The organism is Brevibacterium pityocampae (genome assembly GCF_039541555.1).
Classification (GTDB): Bacteria; Actinomycetota; Actinomycetes; order Actinomycetales; family Brevibacteriaceae; genus Brevibacterium; species Brevibacterium pityocampae.
Genome location: NZ_BAABGL010000004.1, coordinates 283,052 through 299,194 on the forward strand (window position 1 = coordinate 283,052; position 16,143 = coordinate 299,194).

Here is a 16,143-nt window from a genome sequence, read left to right on the forward strand (position 1 = left end):
CGCGTTCGAATCGGGATACCGCGCAGTTCGTCGGAGACAAGCCCGATACCGCCTGCCCCGACGCGAGCGGGGCGCCGTTTTCGCTCCCGCGAATCGGACGCCAATAGAGTCGGGCACCGATAGGTCGAAGGCCAAGAGAGTCAAACGCCCATAGATCGAGTGCCAGAAGAGTCTTGCGCCTTGAGGCCGGCCGGGCGTCTGCAGGTCGAGTGCCAAAAGTGTGCAATTTCTCGCGGTTCCGTTCACAGGAACCGCAAGAAGTTGCACTCTGGGCGGAATCAGGCGTCGGTCATCGCGGCGCGCTTCTCGCGTGCGCCGACGAGTGCCTCGCCCCAGAGCACCATGTCGTCGATCATCGAGGCGAACGGCTGGACCGAGACCTCCTGCGGGGCGAACTGCCCGTCGGTGAAGTCGGTGAAGATGCTGAAGGAGGTCTGGTCGCGCACCACGGCGACCCGCGAGTTCGCAAGGATCAGGCGCAGGTGCTCGGCCGCGCGCACGCCCTTGTCGGCGCCGTAATTCACGATGCCGGCGACCTTGTGGTTGAACTCGAGGCTGACGTAGTCGAGGGCGTTCTTGAGGCCGCCGGGGACCGAGTGGTTGTACTCGGGAGTGACGAAGATGTAGCCGTCGAACTCGGCGAGCTTAGCGCCCCACGCCTTGGTGTGGTCGTTCTGGTACATGTGCGCGCCCGCCGGGATCGGCTCATCGAGGACCGGCAGATCGAAGTCGTCGAAGCGCACGATCTCGGCCTCGATCCCGCCGCGGGCAGCGAGCTGCTGGGCCACCCAGTCGACGACCTGGGGGTTGAGGGCATTGGGTCGGTTGGTCCCGGCGATGATGGCGATCTTCAGCATGTCTCTCCTGTATGAGTTGGCGGATGTCGAGGGGATGCCGTGCGGCGGAGCCGGACTACCGCGACCGCCGGTGCTGCGGCGGTGGCCGACCGACGCCCCGGATCCCTGCGTCTTCACTCAGACTAACTTAGTTCAAAGTTAAATCATTCCATGGCTGGTGAGGGTTTCCTCACAGCGCCGCCCCACCCGGTACCGTGCCGCCGGCTCCTCCAGACCGTCGCCGAGGCGCCCGCCCCATCCCAGCACCGCCCTCGGCCCAGCCCCCAACCGCGCCACCGCCCTCACCGCGCCACCGCCCTCACCGCGCCACCGGCCGCCCGGCGCGCGGCCGCCCGGTACGACCGGCGTACACTCACGCAAGACCCCTTGATGCAATCCCCGCCCGCGCAGCGAACGGAGCCGGCATGGCCAGCCACGAGAAGCACATCGAGAGCCCCCTGTCCGGCATCGACGACACCGCGCATCCGCCCCGGCGGGTGCGGCACCCGTCCCACGCCGACAAGCCGGACTCCCCGAGCGATCTCACCAAGCCCTCGTGGAAGAACATCGCGCGCACGACGTACCGGGAGTACCTCGACGACGAGTGCATGGACCTGGCCGCCGGACTCACCTATCGCATGGTGCTGTCGACGTTCCCCGCGCTCATCGCGCTCGTGTCCATGCTCAGCCTCGTGGGCCAGAGCGGATCGCTCGAAACCGTCCTCCAGCAGGCCGACCGCGTGGTCCCCGCGGACACGTGGAAGATCATCGAGCCGGCGCTCTCCGCGGTCCTCACCGCTCCTGCCCCCGGGCTCGGCCTCGTCCTCGGTCTCGTCATCGCACTGTGGACGGCCTCGGGCTACACCAAGGCATTCGGCCGGGCCATGAACCGGATCTACGACGTCCCCGAGGGACGCGGTCTCATCAAGATCAACGCACAGATGTACCTATTCACGGCTCTCCTGCTGGCCCTCGGCGCGATCGCACTCGTGATCTTCGTCGTGTCCGGCCCGATCGCGGAGTTCATCGGCGGTCTCATCGGACTCGGCGGGACGGCGGTGACGGTGTGGAACATCGCCAAGTGGTTCCTGCTCGCCGGCGTCGTCATCGTCGTCGTCGCGCTCCTCTACTACGCCACCCCCAACGTCAAGCAGCCGCGGTTCCGCTGGATCAGCATCGGCGCCGTCGTCGCGATCGTCGTCTCAGTCCTCGCGACCCTCGGTTTCTTCTTCTACGTGACGAACTTCGGCAACTACAACGCGACCTACGGGGCGCTCGCCGGCGTCGTCGTCCTGCTCCTGTGGCTCTACATCGTCAACGCGGTGCTCCTCCTCGGAGCGGAGATCGATGCCGAGCTCGAGCGCGGTCGCGAGCTCCAGGCGGGACTGCCGGCCGAGCGGGAGATCCAGCTGCCGCCGCGCGACACCACCGCGAGCGACACCCGTGAGAAGAACTTCGCCGAGGACGTCGAGCGGGCGCGCGCCCTGCGGATCTCCGCGGGCGAGACCGCCGAACCCGACGAGGCGCCCCGCAGCTGACAGCCCACCGAACGCCCCTCGCCCGCTCCGCGGACACGCGTTGACCGCCCCGTGAGCCCTCCATAGACTCGGGAGCAGTACCTGAACGATTGTTCAGTTCTGCGGCGGTCGCCGCCGGACCCTGCGTGCGAAGGAGCACCCATGACCTCGATCGGACCCGAAATCGACTACCGGGTGGAGGACGGCGTCGCTGTCATCACCCTCAACCGGCCCGAGCGTCGCAATGCCTTCAACCGCGCGCTGCTCGCCGCCTGGGCCGCCGCGATCGACACCGCGGCCGCGGACCCGGAGGTCAAGGTCCTCCTCATCACGGGTGCCGGCAAGGGGTTCTGCGCCGGGGTGGACCTCGGCGAGTTCGGTGGGGTGACGGAGACGCTGCAGCGCCGCGCCTACCTGGCCGACGACGTCCATGCCGTCGCGCGCGCCCTCGAGCACCTCGAGAAGCCCTATATCGCCGCGATCAACGGTGATGCGATCGGTGCGGGGATGGACATGGCGCTCATGGCCGACATCCGCCTCGTCGGCACCGAGGCCCGGCTGTCGCAGGGGTACGTGCGCGTCGGTCTGGTGCCCGGCGACGGCGGGGCGCACATGCTGCCGCGCATCGTCGGCGAACAGCGCGCGCTCGAGCTCATGTGGACCGGCCGGTTCATCGACGGCGCCGAGGCGACCGAGCTCGGCATCACCATGGCCCACCACCCGACCGAGGAACTGCTGCCGGCAGCGATGGAGCTCGCGAAGTCGCTCGCCGCCGGCCCGCCGATCGCGATCCGCACGATCAAGCGCCTGACCCGCATCGCGCGCACCCAGTCGCTCACCGACCACCTCGTCCACGCCGCCGCGGAGCAGGCGGTCATCCAGTCCACCGCGGACTCCGCCGAGGCGGTCGCCGCGTTCAAGGAGAAGCGCGCCCCGCGCTTCGAGGGACGCTGAGGAGGCCGGCGATGAGCTCGACCGAGATCCGCACCCGCATCCGCACTCTGCTCGACGACTGGCTGTCGGCCGGCCGGTTCACCCCGACGGTGGACTGCTGGCTGCGCTCGGTGGACCGGGACTTCTCCCGCGCGCTCGGCGAGGCCGGGCTGCTCGGCATGACGTGGCCGGTCGAGCACGGCGGCGAGGGCCGGCCGAACACCGACCGGTTGGCGCTGACCGAGGAGATGCTGCGGGTGGGTGCTCCGGTCACGGCGCACTGGATCGCCGAGCGGCAGATCGGCCCGGCGGTGCTGCGCGCCGGGACTCCGGAGCTCAAGGCGGCGATCCTGCCCGACATCGTCGCCGGCCGGGCGATCATCGGGCTTGGGATGAGCGAGCCGGAATCCGGTTCGGATCTGGCGAGCGTGCGCACCCGAGCGGTGCCCACCGAGGGCGGGTGGATCCTCAACGGCCACAAGATCTGGACCACCCAGGCGCACAACGCCACTGCGATGTACATCCTCGCGCGCACCTCGGAGGAGGAGAAGAAGCACCAAGGGCTCAGCGAGTTCGTCATCGACATGGACTCCCCCGGCATCGAGGTGTCCCCGATCGTCGACCTCGCCGGCGAGCACCACTTCAACGAGGTCCGCTACACCGACGTGTTCATTCCTCGCGAGCGGCTCATCGGCACCGAGGGCGAGGGCTGGAAGCAGGTGATCGAGCAGCTGAGCTTCGAGCGCGGCGGACCCGAGCGGGCCCTGTCGACGTGGGTGCTCGTGCCCGAAGTGCTCGCCGCGCCCGGTCTGCGCACCGACGAGGGCGCGCTGCGCGACCTCGGACAGGTCGTCGCGGAGCTCTCCGCGCTGCGCCACATGTACCGCCGCATCGCCGCGGCACTCGACGCCGGGGAGGCGCCGATCCGGCTGGCGGCGGCCTCGAAGTTCATCGGCAACGGGTTCGAGAAGGGGCTCATCGACATCGCCCGCCGCCTCGTTCCCACCCCGGGTGAGAAGCTCGCCGGTCTCATCCAGCAGGCGCTGTGGGCGTCTCCGGCGTTCGGGATCCGAGGTGGGGCGGAGGACGTGCTGCTCGGCATCGTCGCGAAGCTCGAGCTGCCGCGTGACCTGTCGAAGGCCACCCCGCAGCCGCGCCTGGCCGACCCCGAGGCGCAGGAGCTCGTCGAGCTCGCCGGGAAGGTCGCCGGCGGCACCCTGCTCGACGTCGATCGCAGCGATGCCGGTCTGGACCGGCTGCGCTCGACGGTCGAGGACCTCGGCTGGACGCGGGTGTCCGTGCCGGAATCGGCCGGCGGGTCCGGCGGGTCCCTCGCCGATGCCGGGGCGATCGTGCGCGGGCTCGCCCGCCTGGGCGTCACCGCGGACCTGCCGGAGCACCTCGTCGCCGCGCACACCGGTGCCGGGCTCGGACAGCGGGAGGCCACCGCGCTCGCGTCGCTGCTCGACGCCGCGGTGCTCCTCGGTGCCGGGGAGGCAGCCCTCGCGCTGACCATCGGCCACGTCATCGAGCGCGAGCAGTTCGGGGCGCCGCTGGCGGCGATCCCGGCGGTGAAGTCGTGGATCGCACGGATGCGCATGCAGCTCGACCTCGCAGTCGAGTCCTACGACCGCGCCCTCGAGATCGCCGGCGAGGCGCTCGTCGCCGCCGAGGCCGATGATCAGGCCTCCGATGCGGCGGGCGGCCAACACAGGACGGCGAACGATCCGGCCGGCACCTCGGCAGCGGGCACCTCGGGCGAGAGCGCCCCGGGAACGGGGATCAGCGACGCCCAGGTGGCCGCCGCCCTCTCCGCGAAGGCGATCGCTGCGCAGGCCGGCGGGCTCGTCGCCGCGCAGACGCATCAGCTCCACGGCGCGATCGGGATCACCGCAGAGTACCCGCTCCACCACCTCACCCAGCTCATCTGGGCCACCCGCGATTCCGGCACCAGCGAGCACGCAGCGCTCGTCGAGCTCGGCCGCCTGGCCCTAGCCGGCGGCGAACCCGTGATCTGGGACCACCTCACCGACTCCGCCCCGGAGAGCTGAGACGGGCCCACCGACCACGTTGCGCGCCCCGAGTGATGCGCACGCGTCGAGTGGTCACAGATCCTTGAATCCACTCGATATTTCGAGGATCTGTGACCACTCGACGGGCGTCCGAGGAGAGGGTGCCGCGCAGCACCGCAACAGCGCAACCCCTCAGAAGCTCAGGAGGTCGGCTGCCTCGAGGTGGGAGATCTCGTTGCCGGTGAGCATGATCGCGCGATCGGCGGCGAAGCGCACCCGGGTGATCCCGGCGTGGGCGGGCCGGAACAGGAAGTCGCGGCTCAGCCCGTACTCCTCGGCGAGGAACGCGTTGATCACGCCGCCGTGGCAGGCGATCGCCACCTGGTCCCCCGCATGGCGCCGGGCGATCTCCCAGATCGCCCCGTGGACGCGGGCGCGGAACTCCGCCGAGCCCTCGCCGAGCGGGATCGAGTCCCAGGTCAGCGTCTCGATCATCTGCCGGCTGGCCGCGAGCGCGCGCTCGGTGCCGACGGCCTGCTCGAAGCTCTGCTCGCCGGGCACGTCCCGGAAGATCCCGACCTCCTTGAGCCGCTCGTCCACGACGACCTCGACCCCGTGGTGGGCGGCGATCGCCTTCCCGGTGTCGTGGGCGCGGGCAAGGTTCGAGGAGTACACCGCGTCGAGCCCGGCCCCGGCGAGCGCCTCACCCACGGCGAGCGCCTGCGCACGGCCCTGCTCGGAGAGGTGGGCGTCGTAGGCCATCGACTCCGGGGAGTCCTTGCCGGCGCGCACCTGCTGGCCGTGGCGGACGAGGTACACGTCCGTCGCATCATCGACGCGGGTCAGCAGTGCGGTGCCGAGGGCCCGCCCGAGGAAGTTGCTCATGGGTCTCCGTTCAGAGGTGGTCGGTCGGGAAGCCGGGACGCGCTCAGCTCGGGGCGCCGCCGTCGACGGTGAGCAGCGCCCCTGTGGTGTAGGACGCGAGCGACGAGGCGAGGTAGAGCACCGCGCCGACGATCTCGTCCGGCTCTCCCCCGCGCTCGGCGGCGAAGCTCTTGGCCCGCCTGCCGAACGCCTCCATGTCCCAGTGCTTGGCGATGTCGGTGAGGAAGGTGCCGGGCACCACGGCGTTGACCCTCACGCTCGGCCCGTAGGCGTGGGCGAGGGCGATCGTCGTCGCATTGAGTCCGGCCTTCGCCGCGGAGTACGGCACGGTCGAGGGCTTGGGGTGGAGCGCGGCGATCGACGAGATGTTGACGATCGACCCGCCCCCGCGCTCGGCCATCCGCTCCCCGAGCAGCGCGGAGAGCCGGAAGGGGCCCTTGAGGTTGAGGCCGATGACCTTGTCGTAGAGCTCCTCGCTGATACCGGCCACCGAGTCGTACAGCGGCGAGGAGCCCGCGTTGTTGACGAGCACGTCGACGCCGCCGAGCTCGTCCCACACCCGGTGGGCGAACTCCGTGCACTGGTCCCAGTCCGCGGCCTGCAGGGCGTAGGGGTGCACGCGCCCGCCGGTCTCCGTGGTGATCCGGGCGGCGGCGTCCTCGCACGAGGCGATCTTGCGGGAGGCGATCGCCACCTCGGCCCCGAGGGAGGAGAAGGCGCGCGCCATCTCGAATCCCATACCGCGCGAGCCGCCGGTGATGACGACCCGCTTCCCGGTGAAGTCGAAGCCCCACCGACCGGCGCCGGAAGTGCCGGTTCCCGAGGTGCCGGCGGGCGCCTCGGCGGGTGCGTTCCCGCCGTGGCCGGGTGCTGTGCTCTCGGTGCTCATCCGATGATCTCCATCGCCTGGTCGAACAGGGACACGGTGCGCTCGTGGAGCCGCCGGCCCACCGATTCCGGGGCGAGACCGGCCGAGGCGCGCGCCTGCGAGCCCTCGAGGATCGATCCGAAGCGGAAGCACGCGAGCACGTGGTAGAAGTCGACGTCGGAGACGTCGTAGCGGCTGGTCTCGCCGTAGGCGGCGACGACCTCGTCCTTCGCCGGCCAGCCGGGCAGGGCGAGGCCGTGGGTCGAGGCGAGCAGGTGCCCGAGGTCGAGGAGCGGGTCGCCGAGCGTGCACAGCTCCCAGTCGACGATCGCGGCCACGCCCGGTTCCTCCCGGGTGAAGAGGACGTTGCCCGGGTGGCAGTCGCCGTGGATGATCCCGGCGTTGCGCGCGTCGGGCATCCGCTCGGTGAGCCAGGCCGGGATCGCCTCGACGCCGGGGTGGTCGAGTCCGGGCCAGGACTCGAACTCGCGGTAGCTCTCGAGCTGCCCGACCCAGCGGCCGGGCTGCCGGGCGAGCCAGCCGTCGGGCTTGCCGAACCCCTCGAGGCCGGCGGCCACGTGGTCGATGTTGCCGAGCTCTGCGATCGCGCGGGCGTGGGCGAGGCCCATCGCGTGCTGCCAGTCGCGGTCGGCGGCGACGTGCTCGGGCACGCCGCTCACCCCGTTGAACCCGGCCACGGAGCGCATGATGAAGAACGCGTTGCCGAGCACCTCGAGGTCGTCGCAGGCCGCGATGAACTCCGGGTGCGGCACCCTGCTGCCGCCGAGGGCTGCGAGCACGCGGGCCTCGCGGAGCATGATCTGGTCGGAGTTCTTCCGCTTGTTCACCGGCGGGCCGCGGTAGATCAGTCGCTCGTCGTTCCACGTGAAGCCGAGCAGCACGTTCTGGGTGCCGCCGGTGAGGAAGTCCGGATCGGTGATCTCGCCGGGGCCGATCTGCTCGCGCAGCCAGGCGGCGAGCGTGTCGAGCTCGATCCCGGCCTGGCGCGCGTGCTCGGCGGCGACCGCGGCGTCGTCGACCTCGCTCACGAGGCCGCCTCGAGGTACTGGGCGAACTTCTTCTGCGCCTCCTCGGTGCGGGTGGGGATGTGCTCGCTGGGCACCGGGTGCGGCTCGTAGCCGCGCAGCACGCGCCGGGCCACGGTGACCTTGTGGACCTCGTCCGGGCCGTCGTAGATCCGGGCCGAACGGGCGTTGCGGTACATCTCCTCGAGCGGCAGATCACCGGTGATGCCGAGCGAGCCGTGCACCTGGATCGCCCGGTCGATGACGTTGAAGAGCACCTGGGCGCCCCAGAACTTGATGATCGCGATGTCGGTCAGCGCGGCCTTCGTGCCGCCCTGGTCCATCTTCCACGCCGCCTGCAGGGTGAGCAGGCGGGCCGCCTCGAGCTCCGCCTTCGAGGTCGCGACCATGTCCTGGATCATCTGCTTCTGGGAGAGCGTCGAGCCCTTGACCTCACGGGTGACGACCCGCTCGCACATCATGTCGAAGGCGCGCCTGCCCTGGCCCAGCCAGCGCATCGCGTGGTGGATCCGTCCCGGGCCGAGGCGCTTCTGGGCGAGCATGAATCCCTGCCCCTCCTCGCCGACGAGGTTGGCCGCCGGCACCCGGACGTCCTGGTAGAGGATCTCCGCGTGCCCCTTGTCGCCGGCGGCGTGCGACAGGCCCATGACCGGGATGTCGCGCAGCACATTCACGCCCGGGGTGTCGCGCGGGACGATGATCATCGAGGCGCGCTCGTGCGCCTCGGCGTCCGGGTCCGTCACGACCATGACGATGAAGAAGTCCGCGTGGGAGCCGTTCGAGGAGAACCACTTGTGGCCGTTGATGACGTACTCGTCGCCCTCGCGCACCGCACGGGTGGTGAGCATCGTCGGGTCCGCCCCGGCACCCGGCTCGGTCATCGAGAAGCAGCTGCGCAGCTCACCGGCGAGCAGCGGCTTCATCCACTTCTCCTTCTGCTCCTCGTTCGCCGCGATCGCGAGCAGCTCGGCGTTGCCGGAGTCCGGGGCGTTGTTGCCGAAGATCGACGGGGCGAAGACGCTCGCGCCGAGGATCTCGTGCATGAGGCCGAGCTTGAGCTGGCCGAAGCCGCCCCCGCCGAGCTCCGGTTCGAGGTGCGCCGCCCACAGCCCCTGGTCCTTGACCTGCTGCTTGAGACCGTCGGAGACCTGCGTGAAGGCCTCCGGGCTGAGATCGGCGACCTCGAGCGGCATGATCTCCTCGCGCACGAACGTGCGCATCCACTCGAGCTTCTTCTCGAACTCGGGCTCCGTTGAAAAGTTCCAGCTCATGTCAGTTCTCCTCCTTGAGAATGGTCAGCGCCTGCTTGGCGAGCTGTTCCACACCGGCGCCGGCCTCCTCGGGATCGAAATCGAGGTCACCCATCTGTCCGGTGATGAGACGGGTGTAGACGCCCTCGCGGATGCATGCGAGCTTCCACATCGCGAACGCTGCGTAGTAGTTGACGTTCGACGCGGTGATGCCCGACTGCTCCTCGTAGCGGGCGATGAGCTCCGCCTTCGTGGGGAAGCCGTGCTCCGGCCGCGGCACCCAGATGCTCGTGTGCTCGTCCGGGGTCGTGAGCATGGCGATGAAGTAGCCGAGGTCGGTGAGCACCTCGCCGATCGCGGTGAGCTCCCAGTCGACGACGGCGTTGATCGTGCCGTCGGGGGCGAAGATCATGTTGTTCGGCTTGTAGTCGCCGTGCGCGATCCCGATGAAGGAGTCCGCGGCCTCGGGCATCTCTGCGGCGAGGACGTCGTGGACCTCCTTGATCTCCGGGATGTCGCGCTGGGTGATCTGCTCGAACTGGCCGAGCCAGCGGCGCAGCTGGCGCTCGATGAGGCCGCCGGGACGGCGCAGGTCGGTCAGTCCCACGGCGTCGACGTCGACGCGGTGGATCGCGGCGAGCGTGTCGATCATCCCGAAGGCGGTGTCGCGCTTGTCCGCGTCGGGGATCCGGGCCCAGTCCTCCGGGGTGTTGATGGGGAACCCGGGGCAGTGGTCCATGAAGACGAACGGGACCTCCATGACGGCCGGGTCGTCGACGATCTCGAGGACGTTCGTCACCGGCACGTCGGTGGGTCCGAGCGCGGCCATGATGCGGCCCTCGCGGGCGACGTTGTGCGCGCTGCCGCCGGTGTGTCCGAGCGGCGGGCGGCGCAGCACCCAGCGCGGCTTCCCGTCGACCTCGACGGTGTACGTGAGATTCGAGCGGCCGATCGAGAGCACGGTGTACGTCACGTCGGCGGCGCCGAACCTGTCTTCGATCCAGCGGCCGACCGTGACCGGATCGATCCCGGCCGGAGCAGTGGTACCGGTCACCTTTGACCTCCTGAGTGAACAATCGTTCGAGTCTTTTGAACCGTATGGAATCCGGCGCGCAGTGTCAAGCCCCGAAACCGGGGACCGGTCTGCCGGGCCCGAGGCGCCCTGTGGGAGAATCGAACGACTCGTACCGGCTGCTCATTCAAGGATGAATCCTGTGACCATCGACATCACCGCACCCAATCCCGGCCCGCTCTCCGGCGTCATCGTCGCCGATTTCTCCCGCGTGCTCGCCGGACCCTACTGCACAATGATCCTCGGCGACCTCGGCGCCACCGTCATCAAGGTCGAGAGCCCCACCGGCGACGACACCCGCGCCTGGACGCCCCCGGCGTACCAGGGCAGCGCCTGCTACTACCAGGCGGTCAACCGCAACAAGCACTCGATCGCCCTCGACTTCTCCGACGCCGACGACCTCGCCGTGGCGAAGGACATCGCCGCCCGCGCCGACGTCTTCATCCACAACTTCAAGCCCGGCTCGATCGACAAGTTCGGCCTCGGCTACGACGGCGTCAAGGAGATCAACCCGGACATCATCTACGCCCACATCAGCGGCTTCGGCACCTCGGGTGCGGGGGCGGCGCTGCCCGGCTACGACGTGCTCGTGCAGGGCATGGCCGGGCTCATGGACATGAACGGCGAGGCCGACGGCGAGCCGGTGCGCTCGGGTGTGTCGATCTTCGACCTCACGACCGGGATGATGACCGCCGTGGGCATCACCTCCGCCCTGCGCCACAAGGAGCGCACCGGGGAGGGCCAGCTCATCGAGAACAACCTCATGGCGAACGCGATCTTCACCATGGCGAACCAGTACCAGGTCGCCTCGACGACGGGGAAGCACCCGACCCGCAACGGCAAGGAGCACCCGACGATCTACCCGTACAACGCGTTCCCCACCGCCGACGGCGACCTCATCGTGGTCGCCGGCAACAACGGCCAGTTCGCCCGCCTGTGCCAGGTGCTCGGCACCCCGGAGCTGCTCACGGACGAGCGCTTCGACAACCCGGAGAAGCGCAATATCAACCGCGCCGAGCTGCGCCCGCTGCTCGAGCGCGCGCTGTCGGTCAAGGGCAAGGACGAGTGGTTCGAGCTGCTGCGCGGCGCCGGCCTGCCGTGCTCGCCGGTGCAGAACGTCAGCGAGGGCCTCGAGTCCGCGCGTGAGCTCGGCATCGACCCGATCTGGCACACCGAGGACCCGGAGTCGATGCCGACCGTGCGCAGCTCGCTGAGCATGTCGGCCACCCCGGCGAGCTACCGCAAGGAGCCCCCGCAGCTCGGCGAGGACTCCGATGCGGTGCGCGCCTGGCTCGCCGGCACCGACAGCTGACCCGCGCCGCGGCCGAGGTGTGCCGGGACCGGCACACCACCGCCACGCCCGGCACCGTCGCCATCCCTAGGCTGGCATCATGAACCGGATCCTCGTCGCCCTCGGACTGCTCCTCGCCCTGCTCGGCGGAGCCGGGTGCGGGCTCATCGACACCCGACCGAAGTCCACCCATGCGGAGTTCGTGCAGGCGGCGTCCGCGCTCGCCGGAGTCGACTCGGTCATCGCGACCGGTTCATCCGAGTTCCAGCTCACGCTCGACACCGGGGCGCAGGAGGCGGAGCTCGCCGATACCTCCCAGGCCCTGTTCGACCTCGTCAACGGGCACCGCTATCCGGACGGGGCGCCCACACTGAGCGTCGAGAGCGGGGTGTTCACCGGCGAGATCGGCGTCATCCGCCGAGGCGCCGGCCCGGGAGTGCCGCAGCCGGGCCCGCTCGCCCTCGAGCACCTGCCGTTCCTCCACGCCCTTCCTGCGGTGGAGGAGGGCACGCTCGGGGACGGCAGCGGCGCCTCGGTCCGGCTGCAGGAGGGGACCGACATGCGCACCTGGACCAGCGACGCGGCGGCCGCCCCGCGCGAGCTCCGGCTCTCCGCCCACCGCCCGATGACCGACGACGAGATCCGGGTGCTCCCGCCGGACGATCGAGAAGCCGCGGAGACGACGGACGGCGCCGCCGAGCCCGACCAGCATTCCGCCGAGCCCGAACCCCCGGACGTGTCGATCGACCTCGACCTCTCCCGACCGGATCTCCCCGCCGACCTCGTCCGGCTCCACGACACCGTCGAGTCGGTCTCCGCGACCCTGATCGACGCCGATCTCAGCAGCATCGACACCGCCCCGGACACCGCGCTGGCCGTGCCCGCCGACAGCGACATCCCCGCGGTCCTCGCGGCGTTCGAAGCCGAGTACGGACCTGATCGGCTCGACGACGTGCGCGTCGCTTCGGCGGAGGGACTGTCCGTCGGCGGGGGCGAGGGCGACGTCGACGCGTTCTTCGAGGCCCGGGGGCTGCTCGAGGCGACCGGGGCCGAGGTGCGATCGATGGACCTCCGGCGCGACTCACTCACCGCCCGCATGCCGGATGGCGACACCCTGCGAGACGTGTCCGCTGCGGTGAGCGGCTCGGATTGGCCGCTGTCCGCCGACACCCGGCTCTCCGTCGAGCACACCTCCCACCCCGACGACTCGCCGTACTTCACCGCCGGCTCCTGGCCGGCGCACGCGGATCTGCTCGCCGCGCTGTGGGACGCCGGGTTCGACTCCGTCCGGATGTCAGCCGGCAACCAGCTCAGCGACTTCGACCTCCGCCTCTACCGCACCGAGACGCAGGACCTCACCAGCGCCGACAGCCGGGCCGCGCTCATCGACGTGCTGCGTAAAGTCGGCTGGGGCGGCCGGGCCCAGATCTCGCTTGCGACCGGCGACCACCTCATCTTCTGGTCCACTGCGGACGGCGCGGCCGAGGAGCCGTACATGGCCCTCCACGGAGCCGACCGGGAGCCCACCGGCTGGGCCGCGGACTTCCTCGCCGAATGGGACGCCACCGCCGGCTGAGCGGCAGGCACCCGCCGCCGAGGTGTGCCGGACCTGGCACAGCACGGCCACACCCGGCACCCGCCCCATTCCTAGGCTGGCCTCATGAAACGGATCATCGTCGCCCTCGGCCTCCTCGTCACCCTCCTCGTGGCGTCCGGCTGCTCCGTGATCGAGCGGTTCGGCCAGGGCATCTCCGATCCGCGTCCGCGCTCCTCGATCGGTGCGCTGGTCGACGAGATCCGCACCCTGCCCGGCATCACCTCGGCCACCGAGACCTCGCCCGGCACGGTCGAGGCGGACCTCCGCACCGACGCCTCGGCGGACGAGCTCGGCGACACCGCAGGGGAACTGTTCGACCTCGTCAACGACTTCCGGTATCCCGGCGGCACGCCCGCAGTCACCGCGACGAGCGGGAAGTTCACCGCGAGCGTCCCCGAGGCGCTCCCGAACACCCTGTACGACCCGCCGCCCACCGCACCGGCGCTCTCGGCGCTGCCGTACCTCCACACGCTCCCCGATGTCGCCTCCGGCCATCTTCCGGGCGGCTGGGGGATGCTCGGCGGCATGCACCCCGGCCCGCTGCGCCCGAGCTCGCGCATCGTGCTCGAACTCGACCCGGGCACCGACATGGCCGCCTGGACCGAATCCGTCGCCGCCCGGACCCGACCCTACGAACTCGACGTCCACCGGCCGCGGACCGCGGACGAACCCGCCGACCCCACGCCGCAGGATCTCCGCGGGGAGATGGATCGGCCGAGCGCGATCGAGTACGTCCTCGACCTCGCCGACCCCGGCACCCTCCCCGTGCTCCGCGACACCCACTCAGCACTCACCGGGACGGACCAGCTGCTCACGCGCGCGGAGATCAGCCCCTCGCGCAGGGACACCGCGCTGTCGATCCAGGTCCCCGCGCCCACCGACATCGTCCCCGCCTTCGAGCACCTCGAGAACGAGCTCGGCCCGATCGGCTACGGCGAGGGCACGGAGGTCGACATGATCACCGACGACGGGCTCGCCACCAGCGAACCCGACGAGGGCTTCGAGGACCTGTTCGTCGTCATCGAGCCGATCGTCGAGCGCGGCGGCACGGTGACCGGGCTCGGCGGCGACGGGACCGCCGCGGGGAGCACCGTGAGCGTCGGCGTGCCGGACGCCGATGCGCTGCGCGACATCGTCGACTACGCCGCGTCCGAGGACTGGCCGCTGAGCCCGGACACCACGCTGAAGATCGGCACGGACCCCCACTGGTCGACTTCGGCCACCGCGGTCGCCCAGTGGCCCGCGCAGGTGCCGCTACTCGCCGCGCTGTGGGAGGCCGGCTGGGACGCCTCGACGGTCGACGACCTCCGCGGCCTGTCCGGCGACGGCACACCCAGCACCTTCGACCTCGGGATCACTGTCGCCGCCCGGGACCGGACCACGGCCCACACGCAGGCCGAGCGGGAGGAGATCGTCCGGCTCCTCCGGCAGCGCGACTGGGACGGCACCGCATCGATCCGGATCAGCATCGGCGACGACGAGCTGCGCTTCTACAGCACCGCGGACGGCGTCGCCACCGACCTGAGCTACGAGAAGTACAGCGAGCAACCGGCCCGCTGGGAGAAGGACTTCATCGCGCTCTGGGACGCCACCGCCGGGTGAGCGCGGCAGTCAGACGGCGGCAGTCAGTCCTCGTGCGGGATCATCACCCCTCGCGCGGCAGTCAGTCCTCGCGCGGGATGTGGGGCGCGTGCTCGGCCTTCCACTGCTCCCAGGTCTCGGCGAGCTCGTCCTCCGGGGTGGACTCGAGCACCTCGGGCCAACCGGCGCGCAGGGTCTCGCCGCGCTCGATGAGCAGCTGGTTGCGCTCCTCGTGCTCCGGGGTCCACAGGCCCTGCTCCTCGAGGTACTTCACCAGGCCGTCGTGGTGCGGGAGCACCATCGGCATCCAGTCGATGTCCTCGAACTTCCAGTCCTTCGTCGTGGCGGTGGCGTCCGCGTAGAGCGGGTACGCCTCGTGGAAGGTCTTCACCATCGCGTAGACCTCGTCGACGCTGAAGTCGGCGTAGGTGGTCATCTGGATCGCATACGTCGGGCCGTGCTTGACGGTGTCCTCCATGCCGACCGCGGACTCGAACTCCTCGATGACGACGGAGGGCGCGTACTCCTGGAGCCGCTTCTCCGCCTCGGCGTCGCCGTCGAAGTCGACCCACCGGTAGTCCATCTGGGTGGCGACCTCGATGATCGCCGAGGACTGCGCCCCGAAGTACACCATGTCGAGTCCGCCGTTCTTGAACATCTCCGGCTGCGCGCCGTACTCGACCGGGACCTTGACGACGTCGTCCGGAGTGAGGCCGGCATAGGCGAGGATGCCCATGATCTTCTCCTGCGAGGACGGGTTGGCCGCCATCCACGGCACCCGCTTGCCCTCGAGGTCCGCGAGGGTCTCGATGCCGGAGTTCCCCGCCACGCCGACGGCCACGGTGGTCGGAGGGGTCCAGTACGTCCTGAGGTCCTGCGGCCCCCAGTCGGGGGACACGAACTCGTACTTGCCCTCGAAGGCGTAGAACGCCTCGTCGGACAGCCGGGCCGTCTGCGCCTGGCCGGTGCGCAGCGGGGTGAGCCGGCCGACCCCGGTGTCCGAGCCGAGGATCCGCACCTGCGTGTCGTACTCCTTGATCAGCGCCTCGGCGACGGCGGCCTGCTCGGAGTAGTTCGAGGTGCCCACACCGTAGCCGGTCCACACCGTGGCCTTGGGCAGGCCGTTGGCGTGGTGACCGGCCTGGGACTCGGCCACCGGGGTGCCGCTGCTCGTGATCTCACCGCAGCCGGTGAGGGCGAGGGCGGCGACGGCGATCCCGGCGAGCGTGCGCCGGATCCGGTGGGGGTGCGTCAA

The 16,143-nt window shown here is 70.4% G+C and carries 13 protein-coding genes; 6 read left to right on the plus strand and 7 right to left on the minus strand.

Annotated features, from left to right (window positions below; translation table 11 throughout):
* Positions 1-278 precede the first annotated feature (278 nt).
* Positions 279-857, minus strand: a complete 579-nt coding sequence (locus ABD883_RS05470; protein ID WP_247618449.1) for an NADPH-dependent FMN reductase — start codon at positions 855-857, stop codon at positions 279-281.
* A gap of 404 nt (positions 858-1,261) precedes the next feature.
* On the opposite strand from ABD883_RS05470, the gene ABD883_RS05475 reads away from it, so the two are divergent.
* The 3 genes from ABD883_RS05475 (at position 1,262) to ABD883_RS05485 (ending at position 5,337) form a co-directional block, all read left to right on the plus strand.
* On the plus strand, positions 1,262-2,374 hold the full coding sequence (locus ABD883_RS05475; protein WP_265808961.1) for a YihY/virulence factor BrkB family protein: 1,113 nt from the start codon (positions 1,262-1,264) through the stop codon (positions 2,372-2,374).
* A gap of 141 nt (positions 2,375-2,515) precedes the next feature.
* Positions 2,516-3,307 carry an enoyl-CoA hydratase/isomerase family protein gene (locus ABD883_RS05480; protein WP_345030548.1) on the plus strand — a complete coding sequence of 264 codons (792 nt, stop codon included), beginning with the start codon at positions 2,516-2,518 and terminating at the stop codon, positions 3,305-3,307.
* 11 nt (positions 3,308-3,318) lie between these two features.
* A complete protein-coding gene (locus ABD883_RS05485) occupies positions 3,319-5,337 on the plus strand; it encodes an acyl-CoA dehydrogenase family protein (protein ID WP_345030551.1) in 2,019 nt (672 codons plus the stop codon).
* Between the two features lie 153 nt (positions 5,338-5,490).
* On the opposite strand, the gene ABD883_RS05490 is transcribed toward ABD883_RS05485, so the two are convergent.
* Genes ABD883_RS05490 through ABD883_RS05510 form a run of 5 tightly spaced genes read right to left on the minus strand, consistent with a single transcriptional unit; the run spans position 5,491 to position 10,401 of the window.
* Positions 5,491-6,183 carry a histidine phosphatase family protein gene (locus ABD883_RS05490; protein ID WP_137318297.1) on the minus strand — a complete coding sequence of 231 codons (693 nt, stop codon included), beginning with the start codon at positions 6,181-6,183 and terminating at the stop codon, positions 5,491-5,493.
* Between the two features lie 43 nt (positions 6,184-6,226).
* The gene (locus ABD883_RS05495; RefSeq protein ID WP_345030553.1) at positions 6,227-7,072 is read right to left on the minus strand and encodes an SDR family NAD(P)-dependent oxidoreductase; all 846 of its coding nucleotides are present in this window, start codon (positions 7,070-7,072) and stop codon (positions 6,227-6,229) included.
* Entirely contained in the window at positions 7,069-8,100 is a 1,032-nt protein-coding gene (locus ABD883_RS05500) for a phosphotransferase family protein (RefSeq protein WP_345030555.1), read from the minus strand. The genes ABD883_RS05495 and ABD883_RS05500 overlap by 4 nt, the downstream gene beginning before the upstream one ends.
* Complete coding sequence (locus ABD883_RS05505) at positions 8,097-9,368, minus strand: acyl-CoA dehydrogenase family protein (protein ID WP_345030557.1); 1,272 nt, start codon at positions 9,366-9,368, stop codon at positions 8,097-8,099. Before ABD883_RS05505 ends, ABD883_RS05500 begins: the two co-directional genes overlap by 4 nt.
* Before the next feature lies 1 nt (position 9,369).
* Positions 9,370-10,401 carry a phosphotransferase family protein gene (locus ABD883_RS05510; protein WP_345030559.1) on the minus strand — a complete coding sequence of 344 codons (1,032 nt, stop codon included), beginning with the start codon at positions 10,399-10,401 and terminating at the stop codon, positions 9,370-9,372.
* A 151-nt stretch (positions 10,402-10,552) separates the two neighbouring features.
* On the opposite strand from ABD883_RS05510, the gene ABD883_RS05515 reads away from it, so the two are divergent.
* From ABD883_RS05515 to ABD883_RS05525, 3 genes are all read left to right on the plus strand, one after another.
* The gene (locus ABD883_RS05515; RefSeq protein ID WP_137318302.1) at positions 10,553-11,731 is read left to right on the plus strand and encodes a CaiB/BaiF CoA transferase family protein; all 1,179 of its coding nucleotides are present in this window, start codon (positions 10,553-10,555) and stop codon (positions 11,729-11,731) included.
* A 79-nt stretch (positions 11,732-11,810) separates the two neighbouring features.
* Positions 11,811-13,286 (plus strand): hypothetical protein, encoded by a 1,476-nt coding sequence (locus ABD883_RS05520; protein WP_295690040.1) that lies wholly within the window; start codon positions 11,811-11,813, stop codon positions 13,284-13,286.
* An 84-nt stretch (positions 13,287-13,370) separates the two neighbouring features.
* Positions 13,371-14,909: a hypothetical protein gene (locus ABD883_RS05525; protein WP_295690038.1), complete on the plus strand. Its 1,539-nt coding sequence runs from the start codon at positions 13,371-13,373 to the stop codon at positions 14,907-14,909.
* A 61-nt stretch (positions 14,910-14,970) separates the two neighbouring features.
* On the opposite strand, the gene ABD883_RS05530 is transcribed toward ABD883_RS05525, so the two are convergent.
* On the minus strand, positions 14,971-16,143 hold the full coding sequence (locus tag ABD883_RS05530) for a TAXI family TRAP transporter solute-binding subunit (protein WP_295690036.1): 1,173 nt from the start codon (positions 16,141-16,143) through the stop codon (positions 14,971-14,973).